The organism is Methylobacterium sp. 13MFTsu3.1M2, assembly GCF_900112625.1.
Taxonomy (GTDB): domain Bacteria; phylum Pseudomonadota; class Alphaproteobacteria; order Rhizobiales; family Beijerinckiaceae; genus Methylobacterium.
The window spans coordinates 136,688-159,418 of the sequence record NZ_FOMM01000009.1; the positions used below are offsets into that span (position 1 = coordinate 136,688).

Below are 22,731 nucleotides of genomic sequence, written 5' to 3' on the forward strand. Positions count from 1 at the left end.
GAGGGATCCGCGGCGCGGCGTGCGTTTCCCACCGTCACGGCGTCGCGCGCTGCGCCGTGCGCGGCCCGCGACGCCGCGGGCTCACTCGGCCGGCTGGAGAGCCGGCGCGGGCGGAAGCGGCGCCATGGTCTGGCCGGACAAGGCCGCGGCGAGCTTGGCCTCGTCGACCTCGTTCTCCCAGCGCGCCACCACGATGCAGGCCACCGCGTTGCCGATGAAGTTGGTCAGCGCGCGGCACTCCGACATGAAGCGGTCGACGCCGAGGATCAGCGCCATGCCGACCACCGGCACGGAGGGCACCACGGCGAGCGTCGCCGCCAGGGTGATGAAGCCCGAGCCGGTGACGCCGGCGGCGCCCTTGGACGACAGCATGGCGACGAGCAGCAGCAGCGCCTGCTCACCGTAGCTCAGCGGCGTGTCGGTCGCCTGCGCAATGAACAGCGCCGCCATGGTCATGTAGATGTTGGTGCCGTCGAGGTTGAACGAGTAGCCCGTGGGCACCACGAGGCCGACGACCGGCTTCGAGCAGCCGGCCCGCTCCATCTTCTCCAGCAGCGAGGGCAGTGCCGACTCGGAGGACGACGTGCCGAGCACGAGGAGCAGCTCTTCCTTGATGTAACGGATGAGCTTGATGATCGAGAAGCCGTTGTAGCGGGCGACCGCCCCGAGCACGACCAGCACGAAGATCGCCGACGTCAGGTAGAAGGCGCCGACGAGGTAGGCGAGGTTGGCCAGCGAGCTGATCCCGTACTTGCCGATCGTGAACGCCATCGCGCCGAAGGCGCCGATCGGGGCGACCTTCATGATGATGTTGACGACGCCGAAGATCGCCTCGGACAGGACCTTGATGATGTCGAGCACCGGCTTGCCGCGGTCGCCCAGGAAGGCGAGACCGAAGCCGAACAGCACCGAGAAGAACAGCACCTGCAGGATCTCACCGCCCGCGAAGGCGCCGACCGCCGTCGTGGGAATGATGTTCATCAGGAAGTCGACGATGCTCTGCTCCTTCGCCTTGCCGGCGTAGGTGGCGACCGCCTTCGGATCGAGCGACTTCGGATCAATGTGCAGGCCGTTGCCCGGCTGGAGCACGTTGGCGACGATGAGGCCGACGATCAGCGCCAGCGTCGAGAACGTCAGGAAGTAGATCAGCGCCTTGCCGCCGACCCGACCGACCTTCTCGAGGTTGGTCATCCCGGCGATGCCGGAGACGACGGTCAGGAAGATCACCGGCGCGATGATCATCTTGACGAGCTTGATGAAGGCGTCGCCCAGCGGCTTCAACTCGGCGCCGAGCTGCGGGTAGAAATGGCCGAGCAGGATGCCGATCGCGACGGCGACCAGGACCTGGAAGTACAGGGTCCGGTACAGCGGCTTCGATTTGGCGGGCGGATGCGGGGCGGTGAGTGGTGACGGTACGGCAGCCATCGGGCGTTCTCCCTGTCTCGGGTTTCGGGCGGGGCGGCTCGCGTCGGGGTGTCCCGGCGGTGTCCGCGCTTGCTGTTGGCCTTCCGGCGCGCAGCCGTTCTCTGACGACATGGCTGCGTTTCGTGACGAGAATGGCAACCGGCATGCCAATTGACCGACGGCCGCTACATTTCTTTAACCACCTGCTGGAGATAGCTTTTTTCAAGCAGGCTCCCGGCAGGGCCGCGGGTGGTCTTGCGGATTCCCGCACGTCGCCGGTCGGAACGGTCCGGATCTCCGCACTGGCCCGCCGTCGGTGAGCGGGCACCCGCCCTCCGGTCACCGCCCGCCTTCGCGCCGGGGTGTCGCCGTCGTGGTCGGGCTCTGCGCGATCCTCGTGACGGCGTGGCTCGCCGGGCGCGCCGCGGAGCGCTGGGCCCTCTCGGACCTGCGGCGCGGCGCCCGTTCGGCGATCGGCCTTCAGGTCGGCGTCCTGCTCGCGGAGATGCAGAAGCAGGCGTCCCTGCCGCTGGCGCTCGCGGCCGACCCCGAGGTCGCCGCCGCGGTCGGTCCCGATCCCGGGCGCGACCTCTTGGACCGTGTCGACCGGCGGCTCGCCCAGGTCGCCGCCGCCACGGGTTCGGCGGTCATCTACATCATCCGTGCCGACGGACTCACGGTCGCGGCGAGCAACGCGGGCGAGGATCGCAGCTTCGTCGGCCGGGACTACGGGTTCCGCCCGTATTTCAAGCAGGCCCTGGCCGGCGGGGCCGGCTCCCAGTTCGCCCTCGGCACGGTCAGCGGACGGCCGGGCCTGTACCTCGCGCGCCGGATCGGGGCCGGGAGCGGGGTCGTCGTGGTGAAGGTCGAGTTCGACGCCGTCGAGTCGGCGTGGCGGGCCGCCCGCGAGGTCACCTTCGTCACCGACGCCCGTGGCATCGTCCTCGTCACCAGCGAGCCGGGCTGGCGCTTCGACACGCTCAGCGCCGTCGACGCGGCCGAGCGCGCCCGGATCGAGGCGGGACAGGAATTCGGCAACGCCCGCCTGGAGCGCCTGCCGCTCCATCCGGTCGCGGGCGAGCCGGACGTGGTGCGGGTCGGGCGCGGGTCGCTGCCGGCCTGGAGCGCGATCCTGTCGCAGGCGCCCGTGCCGGGCACGGACTGGCAGCTGCGGACGCTGACGCCGCTCGGCACCGCCGTCGAGCGGGAACGCCTGCAGGCCTGGATCATCGCGGCCCTCGTCACGGCATTCGCCGGGTACGGGATCTTCGCGCTCACCGATCGCGGCCGCCGGACCCGGGCGCGGCTCGCCGAGGCCGCGGCGCGCCGGGCGGAGCTGGAATCGAGCGTCGAGGCGCGGACGCGGGCGCTGCGGGAGACCAATGCCCAGCTGCGCGCCGAGATCGCGGAGCGGCAGCGCGCCGAGGCCGAGCGCGAGCGCCTCGGCCGCGAACTGGCGCAGGCCGGCCGGCTCGCGGCGCTGGGCCAGTTCGCGGCCAGCATGGCCCACGAGATCAACCAGCCGCTGGCGGCGATCCGCTCCTACGCGGACAATGCCGCGATCCTGATCCGCCGCGGGCGGGGCGAGGACGCGGCCGAGAATGCCGCCGCCATCGGGCGGCTCACCGACCGCATCGCCGGCCTCACCCGGCAACTCAAGGGCTTCGCCCGCCGCGCCTCGCCGCGGCGGGAACCGGTTTCCCTGCGTGAGGTGGTGGCGAACGCGCTGGAGCTCGTGGCGGCGCGCGCCGCCGCGCTGCACGTCCCGCTGGAGGCGGACCGGCCCGCCCCGGATCTGCGCGTCCTCGGGGACGGCCCGCGGCTGGAGCAGGTCCTGGTCAACCTGCTGCAGAACGCCGTCGACGCCGTGGCGGGTCGCGAAGAGGCCCGCGTCAGCCTGCACCTCGTCGAGGGGGACGAGCGCGTCGCGATCGAGGTGGCCGATACCGGGCCCGGGATCCCCGCGGAGGTGCGCGGCCAGATCTTCGACGCCTTCTTCACGACCAAGGCGGACGGCCTCGGCCTGGGCCTCGCCATATCCCGCGGGATCGTGGAGGATTGCGGCGGGAACCTGATCCTGGCCGGCGGCGACGGCGCCGGGACGGTCTTCCGGATGGAGATGATCCGGGCGGCGGACGCGGTCCCGAACGTGGGCAAGCCCGTGGGAGCGACACCGTGAGCGGACCGGCGGACGCGCAGGCGGGGACCGAGCGCGTCGTCTTCATCGACGACGAGGCCGAGGTGCGCCGGGCCAACGGCCAGAGCCTGGAGCTCGAGGGTTTCGCCGTCGAGGCCTTCGCGGCCGCCGAGCCGGCGCTCGCGGCGATCCTGGCCGCGCCGCCCGGCGTGGTGGTCACCGACGTGCGGCTGCCGGGGCTCGACGGCGTCGCCCTCCTGACGCGGCTGCGCCGGGTCGACCCCGACCTGCCGGTCATCCTGATCACCGGCCACGGGGACATCCGCATGGCGGTGGCCGCCATGCAGGACGGGGCCTACGACTTCCTGGCCAAGCCCTATCCCGCCGAGGCGCTCGTCGTGTCCGTGCGCCGGGCGCTGGAGCGGCGGCGGCTCGTGATCGAGAACCGGGCGCTGCGGGCCCGGCTCGACGCGGCGATCGAGGAGGATCCGGCTTTCCTCGGGACCTCCCCGGAGATCGTGGGCCTGCGCGCCCTGGTGCGCGAGGTGGCGCAGGCAGACGTCGACGTGCTGGTTTTCGGCGAGACCGGGTCCGGCAAGGAGGTCGTGGCCGGGGCCCTGCACCGGTGGAGCCGCCGCGCGGAGCGAAACCTCGTGGCCATGAATTGCGGGGCGCTGCCCGACAGCGTGGTCGAGAGCGAGCTGTTCGGGCACGAGGCCGGCGCCTTCACCGGGGCCCTCAAGCGCCGGGTCGGCCGCATCGAGCACGCGCAGGGCGGCACGCTCTTCCTCGACGAGATCGAGAGCATGCCGCTGCCGCTGCAGGTCAAGCTCCTCCGCGTGCTCCAGGAGCGCACCGTGGAACCGCTCGGCACCAACGAGGTGCGCCCGGTCGACATGCGCGTGGTCGCCGCCACGAAGGTCGATCTCGGGCAGGCGGCCGCGCAGGGCACCTTCCGCGACGACCTCTATCACCGGCTCAACGTCATCACGATCGCGATCCCGCCCCTGCGCGACCGCGGGGAGGACGTGCTGCTGCTGTTCCAGCACTTCCTGCGCCGGGCCGCGGAGAAGTTCGGGCGCCCGGTGCCGCCCGTCACGCCGGCGATCCGCGAGCACCTGCGCCGCCACGCCTGGCCCGGCAACGTCCGCGAGCTCGGCCATTTCGCCGAGCGCTGCGCGCTGGGCCTCGCGGCGGCGGCGCAGCCCGCGGCCGAGAGGGCCGCCGCCAGCCTCACCGACCAGATCGATCGCTTCGAGCGGCAACTGATCCGCGACGAGCTGATCATGGCCGGCGGCGATGTCCGCGCCGCCGCGGAAGCCCTCGGCCTGCCGCGCAAGACCCTCTACGACAAGATGGCCCGGCACGGTCTGACCCCGGGCGACTACCGCTAGGGCCGTCGCCCGGCCCGTCCCGAGCCACCGACGGTGCCGGCGCGATCACGGGAGCGCCGCGACGGCGACCTGCCGAAAAGGGGTACGCGGGCCGGTGCGGAAACTGCTTAGCGTAGCGGACGGATCCCCCCGCCGAGCCGCCCATGCCCCGCTTCTTCATCGACCTGCACGACGGAACCGAGCTCGTCCGCGACAAGGACGGCTACGACCTGCCCGGTCTCGAAGCCGCCCGGTCGCAGGCCGTGAAGATCATGACGCGGATCGCGCAGGGGCTCTCCGACCGGCCCGGGCGCCAGGATTACATCGCGGCGGTCCGCGACGACACGGGCGTGGTGCGGATGCGCTTCCGCGTGTCGCTCGATGCCGGCCCCGTCGGCTGACGTGCCGAGACGCCGAGCGGCCCCGGCGCGCGCGCGGCCGGGACGAGTCCATCTGGCGTTCGCGTCGATTTGGCGTAGGCTGGCGTTCCCTAGCCGAGGAGGGACGACATGGGTCTGATCGCCTTCATCCTGATTGGTGGCCCCTGGGTGGCGGCAACGGCGTGGCTCTGGCACCAAGCCGGCGGCGCGGAGGCATGGCGCAACGCCGTCCACGGCACCGTGCCTGGCAGGCAGTGACGCGGCCCGCGCCCACCGTACGCCTCCGACGCTCCTGACGGGCGCGGCTCTCCGGATCCGGTCCGCGGTATCACCGCCGACACGGCCGGGGGCGGCCACGCTGTCGACCGCGCTGCGAGCCGGGGCGAGAACGCGTCCCGCGCTGCGCGGCGGCTCAGAGCCGGCTCGGCGCTCGGGTGCCCGCGCCCGACACCCCGCTCACGCCCGCGCTGCTCGAACGGGCCGCCGTGCCACCGTCGATTCCCCGAACGAGCAAGCTCAGCGCCAGGAGGGCGAGAAGAAGGCCCGCGGCCTTGTTCATCCGATTCAGAACCTGGCTGGTCACGCAGCGCCGGAACAGGGACACCGCGGTGTTGAGCACCACCCACCAGCCGAACGAGCCGACGAAGACACCGGCCGCCAGGACCGGGAACGGCGCGGTCCCGCGCTCGAGGAAGGCCGGCATCGCGGCCAGGAACAGCACGGGAGTGACCGGATTCGTCAGGGCCAGCACGACCGCGCTGCCGTAGCTCACCGCCAGCGTGTCGCGGCACGCGCGGCCCTCCTGCAGCACCGAGACGCTGCGAAGCACCCGGACCGCGAGGGCGAGAAGCACCGCCCCCGAGATCAGGGAGAGAACGGCGCCGTTCGACCACACCGCGGCGAGCTCCGCGCCCCAGCGCATGACGAGACCCCCGTATGTCAGGTGCACGGTGGCGACACCGAGCCCGGTGGCGAGGCCGGTCGACAGGCCGCCTGACAGCGTTCGCTGAACGCACAGCAAGCTCGTCGGCCCGATCGGCGCGGCGATGGACAGACCGAGACTCGCGCCGGTGAGCAGTGCCGTGGCGACGACGCTCATGGCACCGGGAATCCGGTCAGTCGTCTTCCGCGCGGTCGAGGGGCGAGGCGGCCGCCCGGGACCCCGCGGCCGCCCTGTCGGTGCCCGGGCACCCGATGTGATCGCGCTCCACGGCGGACGACGCTTGGGCACACGCGATGTCCGGCATGTCGTTCAGCTCGTCGGCGCGGGCGCCGGCGCAGAACATGACGACCACGGCGGTGGCGACGACTGTTTTCATGGCTGTTCCTCCCTCGCGTCGACACACTAGGGAGGGCCGGAACCCTGGCATCCTCTGTTCGGCGGATGGCACCGCCAGCGCCGCGCCGCGCTCGCCGCCGGCGTCCCGGTCGGGCGACAAAGCACCGTGGCGCCAGGCACTTACACCGCCGCACCGGCGCTCCGGGCGGCCGTGTCGACGCCGCGTATCCGGGGCCGGGGGGCGGTGAGTCCGTCAAAACGGCCCTCGGCGCACCGTCCCTGCCGGACGGCATCCTCTGTTTGAAGGATGCAAATGTCGGTTTTGGACTGATATTGGTATTACCGCGGTCAGAAGAATCGTCGCGGGACGTGCCAATGCGGGAAGCGCTTATCGACCGGATCTACGAGGCTGCGGGCACGCCGGAACTCTGGCCCGACGTCCTCCAGTCCATCGGCGATATGGCGAACTCGGACGGCGCTGTGCTCACGGTGCTCCCGCCCGTCGGGACCTCCCGCTGGATCGCCTCACCGGCCCTGGAGCAGCGCCTCGGTCACCAGACCGGCGCGGGGCGCAGCAGCGGTCGGATGGCGCCGTGGCGCACCGACGCCCAGGCGGGCTTCACGCGCGACGTCGACCTCGTGCCGGCCTCCTACGAAGGCTGGCCCCGCGAAGGCGACAGGCCGTTCTGGCAGGTGGGCACAACGATTCCCCTTTCGACAGGCGACATCGCGATCGTCACCGCCGAACGGCGGGCTCAAACCGGCCCCCATGAGGCCTCCGTCCTGCCCGGACTGGACGCCTTGCGACCACACCTCGTCCGCGCCTGCGAGCTCAGCGCGCAGTTCAGCTGCGAGCGCGGCCGCGTCACGACCGCGACGCTCAGCCAGATCGGACTCCCCGCCGCCGTTCTGTCGGCCTCGGGTCGGGTGCTGACCATGAATGCCCGGCTGCAGGAGCGGGAGGAGGTCCTGCCCCCCGGCCAGCACGGCGGCCAGCTCTTCAAGAGCCTGATCAACAGCAAGCTGCTGCAGGACGCGATCGGCAACGTCGTTGGCGGCCGGCGCCCGGCGCAGACCATGCCGGTGCGCAGCTACTCTGATCACCGTCCTCAGATCGCTCATGTCATGCGCCTGAAGCAGCGCCCCGGCGACGTCTTCGGTGCCTCGGCGGTGCTCCTCGTTCTCGTGCATGTCGGCGCGCGGGCGGTTCCGGACCACGGCCTGCTGAACATGCTGTTCGACCTGACCCCGGCGGAGGCGCGGTTGCTCCAGGCGCTCGCCGGAGGCTTGCGTCTGCAGAGCTACGCCGAGAGCGTCGGCGTCCAGACAAGCACCGTCCGCACCCAGCTCAACTCGATCTTCAACAAGACCGGAACGAAGCGGCAGGCCGATTTGCTGAGCATCGTCACGTCGCTCGCGCTCTTCAGCGGGCAGACGACGAAGCGCCTGGGCGCGGCGTGACTCACATATCGGCGTCGCGGAGGAAGGCGGCCAGCACCTGCGCGGTCGGAAAGGCCTCGAAAGCCCCGAACTGGCAGGTGGTGAGCGCACCGCAGGCCGCGGCCTGCCGCAGGATCGCGTCGAGGGGCTCTCCCGCGAGCAGGCCCGCGATCAGCCCGGCCGTGAACGCGTCCCCCGCGCCGACCGTATCGACCGCCGCGACCGCGAAGGCCGGCTGGCGGAGGGGGGGCAGTCCGGGGCGGAACGCCACCGCGCCGCGCTCTCCCAGGGTCACGATCAGCAGTCCGAGGCCTCCGGAGAGCAGGGCGGCGATCCCCGGCGTCGCTTCCGTGGCGTCCGCGATGGCGTCGGGAGTCCCGAGGCCGAGGTCGGCGGCCTCGACCGCGTTGACGACGAGGATCGCGGTATCGGCCAGGATCGCCGGATCGATGGGGCGCATCGGGGAGGGATTCAGCAGCGTGGGGATGCCCGCCTGCCGAGCGAGCGCGAACGCCGCTCGGATCGAGGCGTCCGGCGATTCGAACGTCGCCGCCACGAGGTCCGCTCGCTCGAGGCGGGCGGCGACGGCTCGGACGTCCTCCGCACCGAGGGCGAGGTTGGCACCGAGGCAGACCGCGAGACAGTTCTCGCCGGCCGCGTCGACGAACGCGACGCCGGCGCCCGTCGAGCCGGCATGCGGCACCAGCATGTCCTCGGCGAATCCGACCCGCGCGAAGGTGGCGCGGACCATAGGGGAGAACACGTCCGTGCCGACGGCGAAGAGTCCGTCCACCTCGACGCCGAGCTGGTGCGCGGCGAGCGCGAGGTTGAAGCCCTTGCCGCCAGGCTCGGCGAGGAAGGCCAAGCCATCGAGGGACTCGCCCGCCTGCGGCAGCCGCGCCACCTTGACCGAGCAGGCGATCACGAAGCTTCCGACGACGAACAGGCGCATGGAGCGCTCCGAACCTGTACACTGCGAATAGCTGTACCGGAGGCCGATCGGACGTGCGCCCCAAAAATCGGACGATCAAGGGTGCTGTCGAGGCGGACCTCGCGGAGGGCGAGCGTCCCTCCGTGCTCTCTCTCCTCCGCCTGCGCGCCGACACGGCGATGCCGCTGTACCGGCAGATCGAGGGTCAGCTACGCGAACTGATCCTGTCGGGCTCGCTGCCGCCGGGCGTCACCTTGCCGGCCGAGCGCCAGCTCGCCGACAGCCTCGGGGTCAGCCGCGTGACGGTCCAACGCGCCTATGCCGAACTCAGCGACAACGAGCTGCTCGTCCCGCGCGGGCGCTGCGGCTTCCTCGTGCGCCGTCCCCCCGAGCCCGTGCGCCCGGGTATGGACCGGCTCAAGGGCTTCACGGAGGAGATGCGGGAGCTGGGGAAGATCCCATCCTCGCGCATCCTCGATCGGGCGGTCACCGAGGACCGCTCGATCGCATCGATCTTCGGCCTGCCCTCGACGGCCCCGTTCCTGCGTCTGACGCGCGTTCGCTCCGGCGACGGCGTGCCGATGTCGCGCGAGGTCGCCTGGTACAACATCCGCGCCGTGCCCGCCCTCGAGACCGGCGACCTCTCCGGTTCCGTCTACGCCTTCCTGAGCGCGCACCCGGGCGGCCGCCTCGTGCGCTGCGAGCAGACGGTGGAGGCGACCATGCCGACGGCTGACGAGTGCGAGATCTTCGCCTTCGAACAGCCCCTCCCGTGCCTGCTGATCAAGCGCCACAGCTACAATCAGGACTCGGTGATGATCGAGTACGTGGAAGGCCTGTTCCGAGGCGATGCCTATCGCTATCGGCTGAATCTGCGCGCGTAGTAGGCCCGGCTGACCGAACCGGACTCGCTTCCGTACGGTGCGCGACGGGCTGGGCGATGCCCCGCTCGAACCGCTTCCGGTCCGCGCCGGGGACCCGCCTCCTTCAGGAAAGAGCTCTCCACGCTCGCCGGGCAAGTCGATTCCGCCGAGGCCGCCATCCGTCGCCCACCGCCGCCACGGCACGGGAGCGACGGCCGAGCTTCGCCGTTTTAACGGACGAGAACGCTCCGATGCCTCGCGTGGAACAGCGAGAAGCGCCGTGGTACACCTGATGTCTCGCGAGCGATCAGCCGGCGCAGCCAGCCATCCCGCTTCGGTCCGGAGCACACGATGAGCGAGTCCTCGACGGCGCCGACCCTGGCGACCCTGGCGACAGCCCGGGCCGGCCGGACGCAGCGTCGGCTCGCGGTCGCCGTCAGCCTCCTGTTCGGGGCGGTCACCCTCGCGCTGCTGCCGTTCGCCAACCGCCCGATGCCGCCGATGCCGGGCTTCGTGCCCGTCTACCAATCGGCGCTGATCGTGGTCTACGGCCTGACCACGTACCTGTTCCTCACGCAGTACCGCCGCATCGGCTCGGCGCCGCTGCTCGTGCTCGGGGCCGGCAGCCTCTACGTGACGCTCGTCGTCTTCCTGCAGATGCTGTCGTTCCCGAACGTCCTCGCGCAGGGTCGGCTCCTCGGCGACGGGCCGGACACCACGACGTGGCTCTGGACCTTCTGGCATCTCGGGCCGCCGCTCTTCGCGCTGCCCTACGCGCTCCTGGAGGGCGACGAGCGTCCGCCGCAGGCCCCGCGCGGAAAGGCCGGACGGATCGGCTGGGCCACCGTCGCCGGGACCGTCGCGGCCGCCGCGCTCACCGGCGTGGTGGCCGTCCGCTACGTCCACCTCCTGCCGAAATGCGTCGAGGGCGACGATTACTGGCTGCTCACCACCTCGGGCATCGGGCCGGGCGTGGTCGCCCTGACCGTCATCGCGCTGGCCGTGCTGTGGTGGAAGACCCGCCTGCGGACCGTGCTCCAGCTCTGGCTGGCCGTGTCGCTTCTGCTGCTCGTCTTCGACAACATGGTCACGCTTCCGGGCGCCGCCCGCGGCACGGTCGGCTGGTTCGCGGGCCGGATGGAAGCCCTGGTGGCCGGCTTCATCCTGCTCGGCGTCTACCTGCGCGAGGTCGACTTCCTGTACGCGCAGGCCGCGGCCGCCGCCGAGGACCGGGAGGCCCGGCGGGCGGAGCTGCAGCGTGCCCGCGACAACCTCGCCCTGGCGCTGGAAGCGGCCGAGATGGGCGACTGGGAGCTCGACCTCCGTGGCAACACGGCGCGCCGGTCGCCGAGGCACGACGCGATCTTCGGCCACAGCGCTCCGGTCGCGGCATGGGACGTCGGGACCTTCGTCGATCACGTCGTCCCCGAGGACCGAGACGCCGTGCGGGCGGCGTTCGATGCCGCCATCGGGACGGGCCGCCTCGACATCGACTGCCACATCCGGAGGGCCGAGGACGGGGCCGCCCGCTCGGTCACGATGCGGGGCAAGGTCTACCGCGACGGGAGCGGCCAGCCCCGGTCCATGGCGGGCGTCGTGATGGACACGACGCGCCAGCGCGAGGCCGAGGAACGCCTGAACCAGGCTCAGAAGATGGAGGCCATCGGCCAGTTGACCGGGGGCGTGGCGCACGACTTCAACAACCTGCTGACCATCATCGTCGGCAACCTCGACATGATCGTGCGCAAGCCCGACAACCCGCAGCGCGTCGAGAGGCTGGCCACGTCGGCGATGACGGCGGCGCGGCGCGGGGCCGAGGTCACCGAGAAGCTGCTGTCGTTCTCCCGGCGCCAGGTGCTCCGGCCCGAGACCGTCAACCCCAACCGGCTGCTCAAGGACTTCCAGGCCCTGCTGAAGCGGGCCGTCGGCGAGACCGTCGAGATCCGGTTCGACCTCGACGCGGTCCTCGATCCGGTCCGGCTCGATCCGGGACAGTTCGAGAGTGCGGTGCTGAACCTCGCGGTCAACGCCCGGGACGCGATGCCGGACGGCGGCGTCCTGACGGTCAAGACCTGCAACGGGCACCTCGATGCCGCGGAGATTCCCGACCGGCCCGACCTGCGGCCGGGCGCGTACGTGCTCGTCTCGGTCACCGACACGGGCCAGGGCATGGACGCCGCCACGCGCAGCCGCGCCTTCGAGCCGTTCTTCACGACCAAGGATGTCGGCAAGGGAACGGGCCTCGGCCTCAGCCAAGTCTACGGGTTCGTGCGGCAGGCCGGAGGGCACGCGCAGATCAAGAGCGAGCCCGGCGCCGGCACCTCCATCGAGCTCTACCTGCCGCGCTCGGCCGAGAGGGCCGTCGAGGCCCGGCCGGACAACACCCTCCCGCTGCGGCGGGCGGCCTCCGGCGAGGTGGTGCTCGTGGTCGAGGACGAGCCGGCGGTGCTGGAGATGGCGGTCGAGAGCCTGGGCGAGCTCGGTTACCGGACCCTGACCGCGACCCGGGCCTCGGAGGCCCTGGAGCGGCTGGGCGGCCCCGAGCGCATCGATATCCTGTTCTCGGACGTCGTCATGCCCGGTGGCATGAACGGCGTGCAGCTCTCGGTCGAGGCCCGGCGCCTGCGTCCCGGCCTGCGGGTGCTCCTGACGTCCGGGTACACGGGCACGGCGCTCGACGAGCACGCGGTGCCGGCCGACCTGCCTCTCCTGAGTAAGCCCTATCAACGGGACGAACTCGCCAACAAGCTCCGGGTCGTCCTGGGCTGAACCCCCGGGCCCACGGCATTCCGCCCCGCGATCGCGCGGCGTCGCGGACAGGTTGTCCGTCAACAGGCCTGAAGGCTTAACCCGGCCTTAACCGACCGGTTCAGCCCGCAGCAGCGGCATGTCGGCATGCTCCGTCCGTCCTCAACGGCGCCGACACGCGCAAGGAGCTGTCCCATGCCCATCATGCCCTGGATCCACGATGCCCTCTCTGTCGGCGGCCTCGCCGCCCTCGTCCTCGTCGCGCGGCAGGCGCTCGTGCGGCGCGATCTCGGTCTGTCCGGCCTGCCGGGCCTCGAACGCCTGCGCCGGTCCCTCGGGCCCGGCACCGGGTTCCGTGAGCGGCCCCGGTTCACGTCGCCCCGGACCAGCGGCAACACCGCCTTCGACACCTGGCGCGACGGCGAGATCGGCCGCATCGAGGGGGAGCGCCGCGCGCTCGGAACGCGTCTCCGGGACTTCGAGGGTTTCGTCGACGCGCTGAAGCGCGCCAAGGATCGCGCGACCTTCGAGCGCTTCGTGGCGGAACATCCCGCGGGATCGGGGGCAGCGGTCGACATCGCCGGCACCGCCGATCAGGCCGAACATCGAAAAGGCTAGGTCGCCTGAGGGTTGCACCGGAGCGTCGGGGCCACGCCGTCGAGGATCAGGATCCTCGTCTCCTCTACGCCGCCCCGCGCGACGCTTCGAAGACCGCCGCGAAACCTCCGAAGATCATCCGCGCCCCGTCGAATGGCATCGCCAGATCGCGGAAGCGCGGATCGGTCCGCATCGCGGCCTCGCACCGGTCTGCCGTTTCCCGGTCGGGCCAGAGGATCCACCCGAGGACGACGCTCTCGCCGTCGCGAAGGGCGACGGACCGCCGGAAATCGGTCCGCTCGCCCTCCGGAACGTTGTCGCCCCAGGCCTCCATCTGGTGGAGCGCGCCGTACTCCCGGAACAGCGCCCAGGCCGCCCTGGCCGACGCGACATAGGCCTCCCGGTTCGCGTCGGGAACCGGCGTGACGAACCCGCTCACGTAAGTCATGGGTTGCCTCCTCGAGTCGGGGTGCGCGCGGGGAGGCTTCAGGCCGGAGCCTGCCCTCGCGTCACGGCCTCGGGGTCCATCCACATCAGCTCGACGACGTGGCCATCCGGATCCTCGATGTTCCGGCCGTACATGAACGTGCCCATCTCCTGCGGCGGGCGGGGACCGGGACGTCGTGCAGCGGTTCGCCGGACCGTTTCCCCTGCCGGGGAAGGCGTTCTGATCGCTTTGGAGGGTGCAGACCGGATCACGACCGACCGTCACTCGACCAAGCCGAACTCGCTCTCGAAGCCGAGTCTTCCCCTCTCGGTCACGCGGATGGCGCGCCCGTCGCGCTGACGCTCGATCCACCCGAGATCCTCGCAGCGGCGGCACAGGGCGGCTCCGAGACGGCCGGCGAGGTGCGGTCTCCGCTCGCTCCAGTCCAGGCAGGGGCGGCAGAGCAGGCGGCGGGTTCGTCCGGCCGGTTCGACTTCGACACCGAACGCGGCCAGCCACGCACTGCCGGATGCGGTCACTTCACCCGCCTCCTCGCCCAGGACGATCAGTCCCCGTGCGACCAGCGCATCGGCGATCCCGACGCCGAGCCGTCCGGCGAGGTGATCGTAGCAGGTGCGGGCCTCGCGCAAGGCTGGATCGATCCGCGGCGTCGCTCGGCGCGACGCTTCCTCCGGCTCGCCCCGGTTCGCGATCACCATCATGGCCTCGAGCATGCGGGCGACCTCGACGGAGGCGAGGCGGAAGTATCGGTGCCGACCTTGGCGCGACACCGTGAGCAGGCCGCCGGCCACGAGCTTCGTCAGGTGCTCGCTCGCGGTGGCTGGCGCGACGCCGGCCGTCCAGGCCAGTTCGGTCGCGGTCAGCGCTCGCCCGTCGATCAAGGTCGACAGGATATTGGCGCGGCTGGGATCTCCGACGAGCGCGCCGATCTCGGAGAGTGCAGGACCCTGCGTCATGAGCTGAACCTACACGCGCTCAACGCCCGCCGCATCCGACGACGCTTCGGTTTGGACCGAAGCGTTTACGGCTGACTCGGCCGGGATCTCCGGATCAGAGTGGGAGCGAGAAGCTAGAGAACCGCGCCACGTCTGTGCCCAGGGTTCGCCAGCCACGGCAGGAGGTAACGCCCATGACGCCCGATAAGATGGACGACACGCAGGAGCATCATCGGATCGAAGATCCGCGATCCGGGCCCACACTGTTCCTTCGCCGGCTGTCTCCCCAGTTCCGGGGTGAGCGAGACGGTCTGACGACCGACGCCGCGTGGCTGCTCGATGCCTTCTCCGGCACCCCGGACCGGCGTGACATCAAGCTCGGGCGCGGCACCCATCTGATGCATCTCGAGGCCGGGCGTAGGGCCCTCTGACGAGCCTCCGCCGCATGTCTGAGTGAGCCGGTCCCGGCTTGAACCGTATCGACACCCAGGGAGGAGCCCATGTTCTCCGTCATCTTCGAAGTCCGACCCGGCGACGGTCGCAAGGACGCCTATCTGGAACACGCGCGCGTGCTGAAGCCTGAGCTCGAGGGCATCGACGGCTTCATCGACAACGAGCGCTTCACGAGCCGGACGCGGCCGGGCTGGGTCCTTTCGCACTCGACGTGGCGGGACGAGAAGTCGGTGATCCGCTGGCGCACCCATGCCGGTCATCACCTGATCCAGGGGAAAGGCCGGTCCGAGGTGTTCGCGGACTACCATCTCCGCGTCGGCGAGGTGACGGCTGACACCCACCCGCCGGCGGGACATCGGGTCCGCGAGCAACGCCTCGATGAGACGGAAGTCGGCCAAGCCAAGGCCTGTACACTGTCGGAGGCGATGTCGGCGGACCGGCTCACGCCCTTCGATGTCGACCTCATGGCCATGCTCGGTCTCGACCAGCGGACCGAGGGGCTGGTGAGTTGGGACGCGTTCGATTCCTTCACCAATCCGGGAAAGGTGCTGGTGCTGCTGTCGTGGAGTGATGCCGGCGCGGCGAACGCCGTCTCATCAGTCGCCGGCACGCGCCTCCGAGCTGTTCGGATCATTCGCGATTACGGGATGTTCGACAGGCGTGAGAGCCCGCAATATCACCCGGCCGTGCAAGCCCCGGGATAGGGCCCGACGACGAGAACCGGGCATCAACACCTTCGGCGTCGCTCCGTCATCGGTCTCGCGAATGCGGACCCGGTGGCACGACGCGGTCGTCCCGCGGCCTGCCCTGCGATCATGTGCGCGACCGGCCCGGGGAACCGGATCACGGACGAGGCGACCGATCCACGAGGCGGTCACCTCGCTGGCGGCACCCCAGGGCTCGCCCGCTCCCGTTGCACGAGCAGTCGGCTGCCCTCTGGGGGCGCGGCCCTTTCGGACGAGGGGGTTCAAGTCTCGGCGATGAGGTCCTTGATGCGGGAGGCGAGGGTCTCCAGCACGAACGGCTTGGTCAAGACCTGCATCCCGGGCCGAAGGTAGCCGTTCCCGAGCACGGCGTTCTCCGCGTACCCGGTGATGAACAGCACCTTCAGGTCCGGTCGCCGCTCGCGGCCGGCGTCCGCCATCTGTCGCCCGTTCATGCCCCCCGGCAGGCCGACATCCGTCACCAGCAGATCGATGCGCACGTCCGACTGCAGCACCTTCAGGCCGGCGACGCTGTCGGCGGCCTCGATGGCGGTGTAGCCCAGGTCCTCCAGCACCTCGGTGACCAGCATGCGCACCGAGGGCTCGTCGTCGACGATCAGCACCGTCTCGCCCTGGCCCGCTTGCTCGACCTCGGAAAGCCTGCGCGCGACCGCGTCCTCGTCGGCCTCGCCGTAGTGCCGCGGCAGGTAGAGGCAGACCGTCGTCCCCGCGCCGACCTCGGAGTAGATCCGCACCTGCCCGCCGGACTGCTTGGCGAAGCCGTAGACCATGGACAGGCCGAGGCCCGTGCCCTCGCCGGTGGGCTTTGTGGTGAAGAACGGCTCGAACACCTTTCCGATCAGATCCGGCGCCATGCCGGTGCCGGTGTCGGTCACGCAGACGCCGAGATACTGGCCGGGCGCGAGGTCGTGCTGGCGGCCGCCGACCTCGTCGATCCACCTGTTGGCGGTCTCGATGGTGATGCGACCACCGTCCGGCATCGCGTCGCGGGCGTTGATGCACAGGTTGAGCAGCGCGTTCTCCAGCTGGCCCGGGTCGATCAGCGCCGGCCACAGCCCCGCGAGACCGACGACCTCCAAGTGGACGGCCGGACCGACGGTGCGCCGGACCAGCTCCTCCATGTCGTGGACGAGGCGGTTCACGTTAGTGGGTTTGGGGTCGAGGGTCTGGCGGCGGGAGAAGGCCAGCAGGCGATGCGTCAGGGCGGCGGCCCGCTCGGCCGCGCCCTGGGCGACGCTCATGTAGCGGTCGAGGTCACCCATCCGCCCCTGGCTCATCCGCGTCTGCATCAGTTCCAGGGAACCGGAGATGCCCGCGAGCAGGTTGTTGAAATCGTGTGCGAGGCCGCCGGTCAGCTGGCCGACCGCCTCCATCTTCTGCGACTGCCGCAGAGCCTCCTCCGTCTTGGCCAGCGCCTCGGCCTGCTGCTTGATCTCGGTCACGTCGCGCACGGACGAGTAGATCAGCCCGTCGCGGGGCACCGCGTTCCAGGACAGCCAGACATAGCTGCCGTCCTTGCGGCGGTAGCGGTTCTCGAACGTGAGCTGGGCCTCCCCGCGCGACAGTCCCCCCGCCGCCGCCACGGTCGACGCGACGTCGTCGGGGTGGACGAAATCGAGGAACGGCCGCGCCTTCATGTCGGCGTCGGTCCACCCGAGGGTTCGCGACCAGGCCGGGTTGAGGCCGACGAAGTAGCCGTCGAGGTTGGCCACGCACAGCAGGTCGGACGAGGCCTGCCAGATCTGGTCGCGCTCGGCGGTCCGGGCGGCGACCTGGCGGGCGAGGTCGGCCTCCGTCTGCACCCGGACGGTCACGTCCTGCACGAAGACGTGGAAACCGTCGACGCGGCCGCCGGAGGTCCGTCGCGGCAGGTAGCGGATCTCGGCGACGCGGTGGCGCCCGTCGCGGTGCGGCCAGTCCGTCTCGAAGGTGACGGGCTCACCCCCGAGCGCCCGATCGATGAAGGGTCGCCGCACGGTGTAGGCGGCCGGGCCGAGCAGCTCGCGGACATCGCGTCCGACGACCTCGCCGGGCGGGGCGGAGAACCAATCCTTGTAGGCCTCGTTGGCGAAGCGGTAGACGTGGCCGGCGTCGATGAACGCGATCAGCACCGGCAGCGCGTCGGTGATGAGCCGGAGCTCGCGCGCGCTGGCCTCCGCCAGCAACTCGGCGTTCCTGCGCGCGGTGATGTCGCTGAAGAAGACCGCGACGCGGTGGTCGCGCGGGTCCCCGACCCGGTGCGCACGCACGTCGAACCAGCGCCCGAACACGGCGGCGTAGTTCTCGAAATGGGCGGGTTCCCCGGTCAGGGCGACGCGGCCGTAGCTGTCGAACCAGTGCCGTTCGAGGTCGGGCGCGAACGTGCTGACCCAGCGGCCGGCGACGTCGGCGCCCGTCTGCCGGGCGAAGGCCGGATTGGCCTCCTCGATCAGGTAATCGACCGCCCGTCCGTCCGCGGCGAACCGCATCATGAGGATGCAGAACCCGACCTCGACCGTCTCGAACAGCGTCCGGTAACGGGCCTCGCTCTCCTGCAGCGCCGCCTCGGCCAGGCGGCGGTCGTGGATGTCCTCGACCACCCCGTACCAGGCCACGATGGCGCCGGCTCCGTCGCGGCGGGGACGCGCGCGCGCCCGCATCCAGCGGTATGTGCCGGCCGCCGCGATGTTGATGCGATAGTCCACGTCGACCGGCTCGCCCGAGGCGAGACAGGCCGAGAACACCTCGACCGTGTGGGGGACGTCCTCCGGATGCAGGGCCTTCATCCAGCCCGCGCCGTCGGGTTCGCCGGGTGCCTGGCCCGTCAGTTCCAGCCAGCGGTTCGAGTATGAGGTGATGTTGCCCGCCGGGTCGCAGGTCCACGGCACCTGGGGATTCAGTTCGACGGTATGCCGGAGGTGGGCCTCGCGCTCCCTCAGCGCCCTCGCGGCCTGATGCTCGGCCGTGCGGTCGCGGACAATCTTGGTGAACCCGCGATGCGCACCGGCCTCGTCGAGCAGCGGCATCATCTCGCCCGACGTCCAGACGCGACTGCCGTCCTTGCGGAGGTGCCAGCGCTCGACGGAGGCGCGCGCCTCGCTCGTCGCGAGCCGCATCTCGGCCTCAGGGCGCCCCTCCGCACGGTCCTCGGGCGTGAAGATCCGGTCGGCGGGCTGCCCGCGCATCTCCTCCGCCGTCCAACCGAAGATCCGCTCGGCGCCGGGGTTCCAGGCGATGACCGAGCCGTCGCGGTCGGTGACGACGATGGCGAAGTCCCTGACGTTGTCGAAGACGACCCGGTGGCGCCATTCGCTCGCTGGCGCGTCCTGCCCGGCGGTCCGATGCACCGGGCGCACCTCCCGGCCGACGGTCTCGCCCCCTGCCTCCGGCAGCCTCGAGCGCAGGCGCAGCACCTCCGCCTCAAGTTGCGCGCGCGACATCGCGCCGACGTCCGGGCCGATCGATTTCACCGTCTCCCGAATGGCCGGCGTCTCTTCGAAGTCGTGCATCAGGAGGCCAAGCCATCCAGTCCCGGCCGGTTCCGTTTAGAGAGATCACGGTCGCCCGCCGGTTCGGACCGGCAGCCGCGGTCCGCCCGGCAATCGTGGCCGCCGCGTCATGCGATGGACGGATACCGTCCTGAACTTTCAAGACGGGACGGTGTTCGCCGGCATCAACCTTCGCCTGCCTTAAAGGGTCGCGACCCGATCAGCTGTCGGGCCGGCCGAGATCGAAAGGTCGGTAGCGCTCGACGCGCCGATCTCCGTCCTCGACGGCAAGCCGTACAAGATCCTGAAGCAAGTTCAGACGTCCATTGCTTCGCGGCAAGCGAGACGGGATTGAAAAGTGAGTGGCTTCGCGTGCGACCGAAGCGGTCGAGCGAAGAACTCATCGTCTTGGAGACCGGCCGCTCGCGGAAGGATTTGCGATCCTCAGGATCAGCGTTCCGGCTGCGGCCCAGATCCGACACAGAGGCCGGCAAGCTCAGAGGAGAATTGAATTTATAGACGAAGATTACTGAAACTGTTGGTAGCGAGGGAGGGATTTGAACCCCCGACACAAGGATTATGATTCCTCTGCTCTAACCAGCTGAGCTACCCCGCCACGAGCCGCGACCGTCCATCGAGACGATGCGTGCAGTGGCGGCGGTATAGGAAGAGCGGGCGCTCCGTGTCAACGTCTTCCCGTGAGCAAATCGCGCCTCCGGAGGTCGGGCAGGCCGCGTGCCGTCGCGCGCGGGAGGGAAACGCTTGGCTGTCACCGAGAATCGCTCGGCGACAGCCACTTCGCCATGTCCGACCCGTCCCGGCCCGCTAGGTTTGGCACGGGCCGCTCGACGGCCCGTCAGATCGCGGAGCGTTCGATGACAGCGCGCAAGAGCCATCGCTGGACCACCAGCCTCGCCGCCCTTCTCGTCCTCGGGGTGCCGCTCGCCACGGGTCCGGCATTCGCCGCGGGCCAGGACGTCACCTACCGCGCGGCGCTCACCGGCGGCAGCGAGGTGCCGGCAACCGCGTCCTCCGGCAAGGGCGAGATCACCGCGACCTTCGATCCCGCCACCAAGCGCCTGAGCTGGTCGGGCCAGTACAGCGGCCTCACCGGGCCGGTCACGGCCGCCCACTTCCACGGGCCGGCCAAGGCGGGCGAGAATGCCGGCGTGCTCGTGCCGGTGACGGCGGCGAGCAGCCCCTTCACCGGCGAGGCGACCCTCGACGACGCCAAGGCCGCCGATCTCGAGGCGGGGAAGGTCTACTTCAACCTCCACACCGCCGCGAACCCGAAGGGCGAGATCCGTGGCCAGATGGAGCGCGCACCCTGATCCGGAACGCCGGACGCCTCGACGTTCCCGGCCGCGCCCGGTAGGCGGATCCCCGTCCACCTGCCGGAGCCTTCGATGAAGCACACCGACGCCATCATCGCCTGGACGCCCGTCCGCTGGGCGGAACTGAAGCCGGAAACCGCCGGGCAGGTCGTCGTCCTGCCCGCGCCAGACGCGGCCGGAGAGGCCAAGCGCTACATGATGCGCGCCGGCGCGAGCTCGTCCGCCCTGGCCACCCTGACGGAGGAGGCCCGCGTCGCGCGCCTGTTCATCGACTTCCAGACCCTGGTCGTCCGCGACGGGATCGACCCGCAGGTCGCCCATCGGGCGTTCCTGGCGATCGACGAGTACCGGTTCCGCATCGCCCCCGATACCGAGGGCGCGGAATTCGAGGACCCGCCCGAGGAAGATTAGACCGAGCCTCGAAGGTGCAGCGCGCATCTCTCGCAGAAGCGTGAGAATTAAGAATACACAGAGCGCGGACGCGCCCTATCTCCCGGCGGGTCCTGAATCCGTCGGAGGCCGGCCATGCCCGTATCCCGTCGCGCCGTCATCGCCGCAGCCGCTATCGCCCCGCTCGCCAGCCGCCTCGTCGCGGCGGCCGAGCCGCTGATCCGCCGCCCGATACCTTCCACCGGCGAGACGCTCCCGGCCATCGGGATCGGCACATCCCGACGCTACGAGGTCGAGCCGACGCCCGAGGCGGTGGCGCCCCTGAAGGAGGCGGTGAAGACCTTCGTCGCACTCGGCGGATCGGTGATCGACACGGCCCCGAGCTACGGGACCGCCGAGGACGTCCTCGGCCTGATCCTGGCGGAGCCCGGCCTGCGCCAGAAGATCTTCCTCGCCAGCAAGGTCGACACGACCGGCCGCGACGCGACGCTCGCGGAGTTCGACCGATCGCTGAAGCGCATGAAGGTCGACACCCTCGACCTGGTAGCGGTCCACAACCTGATCGACGTGATCGGGAATCTGGCGGTCCTGCGCGATCTGAAAGCGCAGAAGCGCGTCCGGTACGTCGGCGTCACGGTCTGGCGCGACAACCAGCTCGACGCCCTGGAGGCCGTCATGAAGCGCGAGAGCCTCGACTTCATTCAGGTGAACTACGCCATCGACAACCGTGCCGCCGCGGAGCGCGTGCTCCCGCTAGCCGCGGATCGCGGCGTGGCGGTGATGACCAACGTGCCGTTCGGCCGCGATCGCCTGTTCAAGGCGGTCCAGGGCAAGGAGTTGCCGGCGGTCGCCAAGGATCTCGGCTGCGCGAGCTGGCCGCAGTTCTTCCTGAAATACGTGCTCGGCAACCCGGCCGTGACCTGCCCGATCCCCGGTATGGCGAAGGCCGCCTATGTCGAGGACAACCTCGGGGCCGCGCGGGGCAAGCTGCCCGACGCGGCGCAGCGCAAGCAGATGGAGACGTTCATCGATGCGGTCTGATCTCACCTCGCGCCGCGCGGCGCTCGCCCTCGCGGCCGGCCTCGCCGTGGCCGCCGCTCTTCCCGCGGCCGTGCCCGCCGCAGCCCAGGACGGCGCGAAGAAGATCCGGATCGGCGTGATCGGCGCCGGGAACATCGGCGGCACGATCGGGACGCTCTGGGTCAAGGACGGCCACGAGGTCATGTTCGCCTCCCGCCACCCGGAGCAGCTCGCCGCGATGGTCTCGGAGCTCGGGCCCAAGGCCAGGGCCGGCACGCCCGAGGAGGCGATCGAGTTCGGCGACGCCGTGTTCATCGCCGTCCCCTACAAGGCCTATCCGGACCTCGCGAAGGAGATCGGCCCGTCCCTCAAGGGGAAGGTCGTCCTCGATGCCGGCAACGCCACGCAGAAGCGCGACGGCGCGCTCTACGACGAGGTCCAGGCCAGCGGGATCGGCGCGACCTCGGCCAAGTACTTCCCCGGCGCCAAGATCGTGCGCGCCTTCAACGCGGCCAACTACAAGATCTTCGCCAAGGAGGGCGCGGACGGCGGCAAGGGTCGTGCGGGCGGGCGGATGGCGATCCCGATCGCCGGGGACGACCCGGAGGCGCTGAAGGTCGCCGAGGGCCTCGTCCGCGATGCCGGGTTCGACCCGGTGGTGGTCGGCCCGCTCAAGGATGCCGACAAGTTCGCCATGGGCAGCCCGGGCTTCGGTCACGACGTCACCGCGCCGGAGATGCGCGAGAAACTCGGACTGGCGAAGTAGGCGCGTCGCCCGGCCCCTCGCCGGGCCCCGCAACGGCGAGG

General features: G+C 70.8%; 21 protein-coding genes, 1 tRNA gene and 1 pseudogene. 14 read left to right on the forward strand and 9 right to left on the reverse strand.

What is annotated here, in order from left to right:
• Window positions 1–81 precede the first annotated feature (81 nt).
• Window positions 82–1,425, reverse strand: coding sequence for a dicarboxylate/amino acid:cation symporter (locus tag BM314_RS10110; RefSeq protein WP_091678645.1), 1,344 nt, complete (start codon window positions 1,423–1,425; stop codon window positions 82–84).
• 352 nt (window positions 1,426–1,777) lie between these two features.
• On the opposite strand from BM314_RS10110, the gene BM314_RS10115 reads away from it, so the two are divergent.
• The 4 genes from BM314_RS10115 (at window position 1,778) to BM314_RS31265 (ending at window position 5,552) form a co-directional block, all read left to right on the forward strand.
• Window positions 1,778–3,583, forward strand: a complete 1,806-nt coding sequence (locus tag BM314_RS10115) for a sensor histidine kinase (RefSeq protein ID WP_244539910.1) — start codon at window positions 1,778–1,780, stop codon at window positions 3,581–3,583.
• Window positions 3,580–4,935: a sigma-54-dependent transcriptional regulator gene (locus BM314_RS10120; protein WP_091978045.1), complete on the forward strand. Its 1,356-nt coding sequence runs from the start codon at window positions 3,580–3,582 to the stop codon at window positions 4,933–4,935. Before BM314_RS10115 ends, BM314_RS10120 begins: the two co-directional genes overlap by 4 nt.
• 143 nt (window positions 4,936–5,078) lie before the next feature.
• Complete coding sequence (locus BM314_RS10125) at window positions 5,079–5,315, forward strand: DUF6894 family protein (protein WP_020091740.1); 237 nt, start codon at window positions 5,079–5,081, stop codon at window positions 5,313–5,315.
• A gap of 108 nt (window positions 5,316–5,423) precedes the next feature.
• Entirely contained in the window at window positions 5,424–5,552 is a 129-nt protein-coding gene (locus tag BM314_RS31265; RefSeq protein ID WP_020091741.1) for a hypothetical protein, read from the forward strand.
• A gap of 154 nt (window positions 5,553–5,706) precedes the next feature.
• Here the strand turns inward: BM314_RS31265 and BM314_RS10130 are convergent, their stop codons facing one another.
• On the reverse strand, window positions 5,707–6,393 hold the full coding sequence (locus BM314_RS10130; RefSeq protein WP_091678631.1) for a LysE family translocator: 687 nt from the start codon (window positions 6,391–6,393) through the stop codon (window positions 5,707–5,709).
• Window positions 6,394–6,409: 16 nt separating this feature from the next.
• Window positions 6,410–6,613, reverse strand: coding sequence for a hypothetical protein (locus tag BM314_RS10135; RefSeq protein ID WP_091978046.1), 204 nt, complete (start codon window positions 6,611–6,613; stop codon window positions 6,410–6,412).
• Between the two features lie 335 nt (window positions 6,614–6,948).
• On the opposite strand from BM314_RS10135, the gene BM314_RS10140 reads away from it, so the two are divergent.
• The gene (locus BM314_RS10140) at window positions 6,949–8,034 is read left to right on the forward strand and encodes a helix-turn-helix transcriptional regulator (protein WP_091978047.1); all 1,086 of its coding nucleotides are present in this window, start codon (window positions 6,949–6,951) and stop codon (window positions 8,032–8,034) included.
• Window position 8,035: 1 nt separating this feature from the next.
• Here BM314_RS10140 and BM314_RS10145 read toward each other — a convergent pair whose 3' ends face one another.
• Window positions 8,036–8,965, reverse strand: coding sequence for a PfkB family carbohydrate kinase (locus tag BM314_RS10145; protein WP_091978048.1), 930 nt, complete (start codon window positions 8,963–8,965; stop codon window positions 8,036–8,038).
• A 53-nt stretch (window positions 8,966–9,018) separates the two neighbouring features.
• Between BM314_RS10145 and BM314_RS10150 the strand changes: the two genes are divergently transcribed.
• The 3 genes from BM314_RS10150 to BM314_RS10160 all read left to right on the forward strand — a co-directional run bounded on the left by BM314_RS10150 (window position 9,019) and on the right by BM314_RS10160 (window position 13,173).
• Window positions 9,019–9,828 carry a GntR family transcriptional regulator gene (locus BM314_RS10150; protein WP_170868080.1) on the forward strand — a complete coding sequence of 270 codons (810 nt, stop codon included), beginning with the start codon at window positions 9,019–9,021 and terminating at the stop codon, window positions 9,826–9,828.
• A 330-nt stretch (window positions 9,829–10,158) separates the two neighbouring features.
• Window positions 10,159–12,576 (forward strand): MASE4 domain-containing protein, encoded by a 2,418-nt coding sequence (locus tag BM314_RS10155; RefSeq protein WP_091978049.1) that lies wholly within the window; start codon window positions 10,159–10,161, stop codon window positions 12,574–12,576.
• A gap of 174 nt (window positions 12,577–12,750) precedes the next feature.
• Complete coding sequence (locus BM314_RS10160; RefSeq protein WP_091978050.1) at window positions 12,751–13,173, forward strand: DUF2852 domain-containing protein; 423 nt, start codon at window positions 12,751–12,753, stop codon at window positions 13,171–13,173.
• Between the two features lie 64 nt (window positions 13,174–13,237).
• Here BM314_RS10160 and BM314_RS10165 read toward each other — a convergent pair whose 3' ends face one another.
• From BM314_RS10165 to BM314_RS10175, 3 genes and pseudogenes are all read right to left on the reverse strand, one after another.
• A complete protein-coding gene (locus BM314_RS10165) occupies window positions 13,238–13,600 on the reverse strand; it encodes a DUF1428 domain-containing protein (RefSeq protein ID WP_091978051.1) in 363 nt (120 codons plus the stop codon).
• Window positions 13,601–13,638: 38 nt separating this feature from the next.
• Window positions 13,639–13,764 (reverse strand): annotated as a pseudogene (locus BM314_RS30965) (lactoylglutathione lyase); the annotation flags it as partial.
• A gap of 96 nt (window positions 13,765–13,860) precedes the next feature.
• Window positions 13,861–14,556, reverse strand: coding sequence for an ArsR/SmtB family transcription factor (locus BM314_RS10175; protein ID WP_056521312.1), 696 nt, complete (start codon window positions 14,554–14,556; stop codon window positions 13,861–13,863).
• 173 nt (window positions 14,557–14,729) lie between these two features.
• Here BM314_RS10175 and BM314_RS10180 point away from each other — a divergent pair, with 173 nt between their 5' ends.
• Both BM314_RS10180 and BM314_RS10185 read left to right on the forward strand, forming a co-directional pair.
• Window positions 14,730–14,966 (forward strand): hypothetical protein, encoded by a 237-nt coding sequence (locus BM314_RS10180; protein ID WP_056521309.1) that lies wholly within the window; start codon window positions 14,730–14,732, stop codon window positions 14,964–14,966.
• A gap of 69 nt (window positions 14,967–15,035) precedes the next feature.
• A complete protein-coding gene (locus tag BM314_RS10185; RefSeq protein WP_091978052.1) occupies window positions 15,036–15,692 on the forward strand; it encodes an antibiotic biosynthesis monooxygenase family protein in 657 nt (218 codons plus the stop codon).
• A gap of 263 nt (window positions 15,693–15,955) precedes the next feature.
• Here the strand turns inward: BM314_RS10185 and BM314_RS10190 are convergent, their stop codons facing one another.
• Both BM314_RS10190 and BM314_RS10195 read right to left on the reverse strand, forming a co-directional pair.
• Window positions 15,956–19,201 (reverse strand): PAS domain S-box protein, encoded by a 3,246-nt coding sequence (locus tag BM314_RS10190; RefSeq protein WP_091978053.1) that lies wholly within the window; start codon window positions 19,199–19,201, stop codon window positions 15,956–15,958.
• Window positions 19,202–19,719: 518 nt separating this feature from the next.
• Window positions 19,720–19,796: transfer RNA gene (locus tag BM314_RS10195), tRNA-Met, on the reverse strand.
• A 259-nt stretch (window positions 19,797–20,055) separates the two neighbouring features.
• On the opposite strand from BM314_RS10195, the gene BM314_RS10200 reads away from it, so the two are divergent.
• The 4 genes from BM314_RS10200 to BM314_RS10215 all read left to right on the forward strand — a co-directional run bounded on the left by BM314_RS10200 (window position 20,056) and on the right by BM314_RS10215 (window position 22,690).
• Window positions 20,056–20,511: a CHRD domain-containing protein gene (locus BM314_RS10200; RefSeq protein ID WP_091924668.1), complete on the forward strand. Its 456-nt coding sequence runs from the start codon at window positions 20,056–20,058 to the stop codon at window positions 20,509–20,511.
• A 75-nt stretch (window positions 20,512–20,586) separates the two neighbouring features.
• Complete coding sequence (locus tag BM314_RS10205; RefSeq protein ID WP_056521301.1) at window positions 20,587–20,925, forward strand: hypothetical protein; 339 nt, start codon at window positions 20,587–20,589, stop codon at window positions 20,923–20,925.
• Window positions 20,926–21,039: 114 nt separating this feature from the next.
• Complete coding sequence (locus BM314_RS10210; protein WP_091978054.1) at window positions 21,040–21,945, forward strand: aldo/keto reductase; 906 nt, start codon at window positions 21,040–21,042, stop codon at window positions 21,943–21,945.
• Window positions 21,935–22,690, forward strand: a complete 756-nt coding sequence (locus BM314_RS10215) for an NADPH-dependent F420 reductase (protein ID WP_091978055.1) — start codon at window positions 21,935–21,937, stop codon at window positions 22,688–22,690. Before BM314_RS10210 ends, BM314_RS10215 begins: the two co-directional genes overlap by 11 nt.
• Window positions 22,691–22,731: the final 41 nt, after the last annotated feature.

Bases quoted from the DNA above. Each gene is read 5' to 3' on its own strand.
- BM314_RS10110 (WP_091678645.1), bottom strand. From the start codon at position 1,425: ATGGCTGCCGTACCGTCACCACTCACCGCCCCGCATCCGCCCGCCAAA.
- BM314_RS10125 (WP_020091740.1), top strand. From the start codon at position 5,079: ATGCCCCGCTTCTTCATCGACCTGCACGACGGAACCGAGCTCGTCCGC.
- BM314_RS31265 (WP_020091741.1), top strand. From the start codon at position 5,424: ATGGGTCTGATCGCCTTCATCCTGATTGGTGGCCCCTGGGTGGCGGCA.
- BM314_RS10130 (WP_091678631.1), bottom strand. From the start codon at position 6,393: ATGAGCGTCGTCGCCACGGCACTGCTCACCGGCGCGAGTCTCGGTCTG.
- BM314_RS10135 (WP_091978046.1), bottom strand. From the start codon at position 6,613: ATGAAAACAGTCGTCGCCACCGCCGTGGTCGTCATGTTCTGCGCCGGC.
- BM314_RS10140 (WP_091978047.1), top strand. From the start codon at position 6,949: ATGCGGGAAGCGCTTATCGACCGGATCTACGAGGCTGCGGGCACGCCG.
- BM314_RS10145 (WP_091978048.1), bottom strand. From the start codon at position 8,965: ATGCGCCTGTTCGTCGTCGGAAGCTTCGTGATCGCCTGCTCGGTCAAG.
- BM314_RS10155 (WP_091978049.1), top strand. From the start codon at position 10,159: ATGAGCGAGTCCTCGACGGCGCCGACCCTGGCGACCCTGGCGACAGCC.
- BM314_RS10160 (WP_091978050.1), top strand. From the start codon at position 12,751: ATGCCCATCATGCCCTGGATCCACGATGCCCTCTCTGTCGGCGGCCTC.
- BM314_RS10165 (WP_091978051.1), bottom strand. From the start codon at position 13,600: ATGACTTACGTGAGCGGGTTCGTCACGCCGGTTCCCGACGCGAACCGG.
- BM314_RS10175 (WP_056521312.1), bottom strand. From the start codon at position 14,556: ATGACGCAGGGTCCTGCACTCTCCGAGATCGGCGCGCTCGTCGGAGAT.
- BM314_RS10180 (WP_056521309.1), top strand. From the start codon at position 14,730: ATGACGCCCGATAAGATGGACGACACGCAGGAGCATCATCGGATCGAA.
- BM314_RS10185 (WP_091978052.1), top strand. From the start codon at position 15,036: ATGTTCTCCGTCATCTTCGAAGTCCGACCCGGCGACGGTCGCAAGGAC.
- BM314_RS10190 (WP_091978053.1), bottom strand. From the start codon at position 19,201: ATGCACGACTTCGAAGAGACGCCGGCCATTCGGGAGACGGTGAAATCG.
- BM314_RS10200 (WP_091924668.1), top strand. From the start codon at position 20,056: ATGACAGCGCGCAAGAGCCATCGCTGGACCACCAGCCTCGCCGCCCTT.
- BM314_RS10205 (WP_056521301.1), top strand. From the start codon at position 20,587: ATGAAGCACACCGACGCCATCATCGCCTGGACGCCCGTCCGCTGGGCG.
- BM314_RS10210 (WP_091978054.1), top strand. From the start codon at position 21,040: ATGCCCGTATCCCGTCGCGCCGTCATCGCCGCAGCCGCTATCGCCCCG.
- BM314_RS10215 (WP_091978055.1), top strand. From the start codon at position 21,935: ATGCGGTCTGATCTCACCTCGCGCCGCGCGGCGCTCGCCCTCGCGGCC.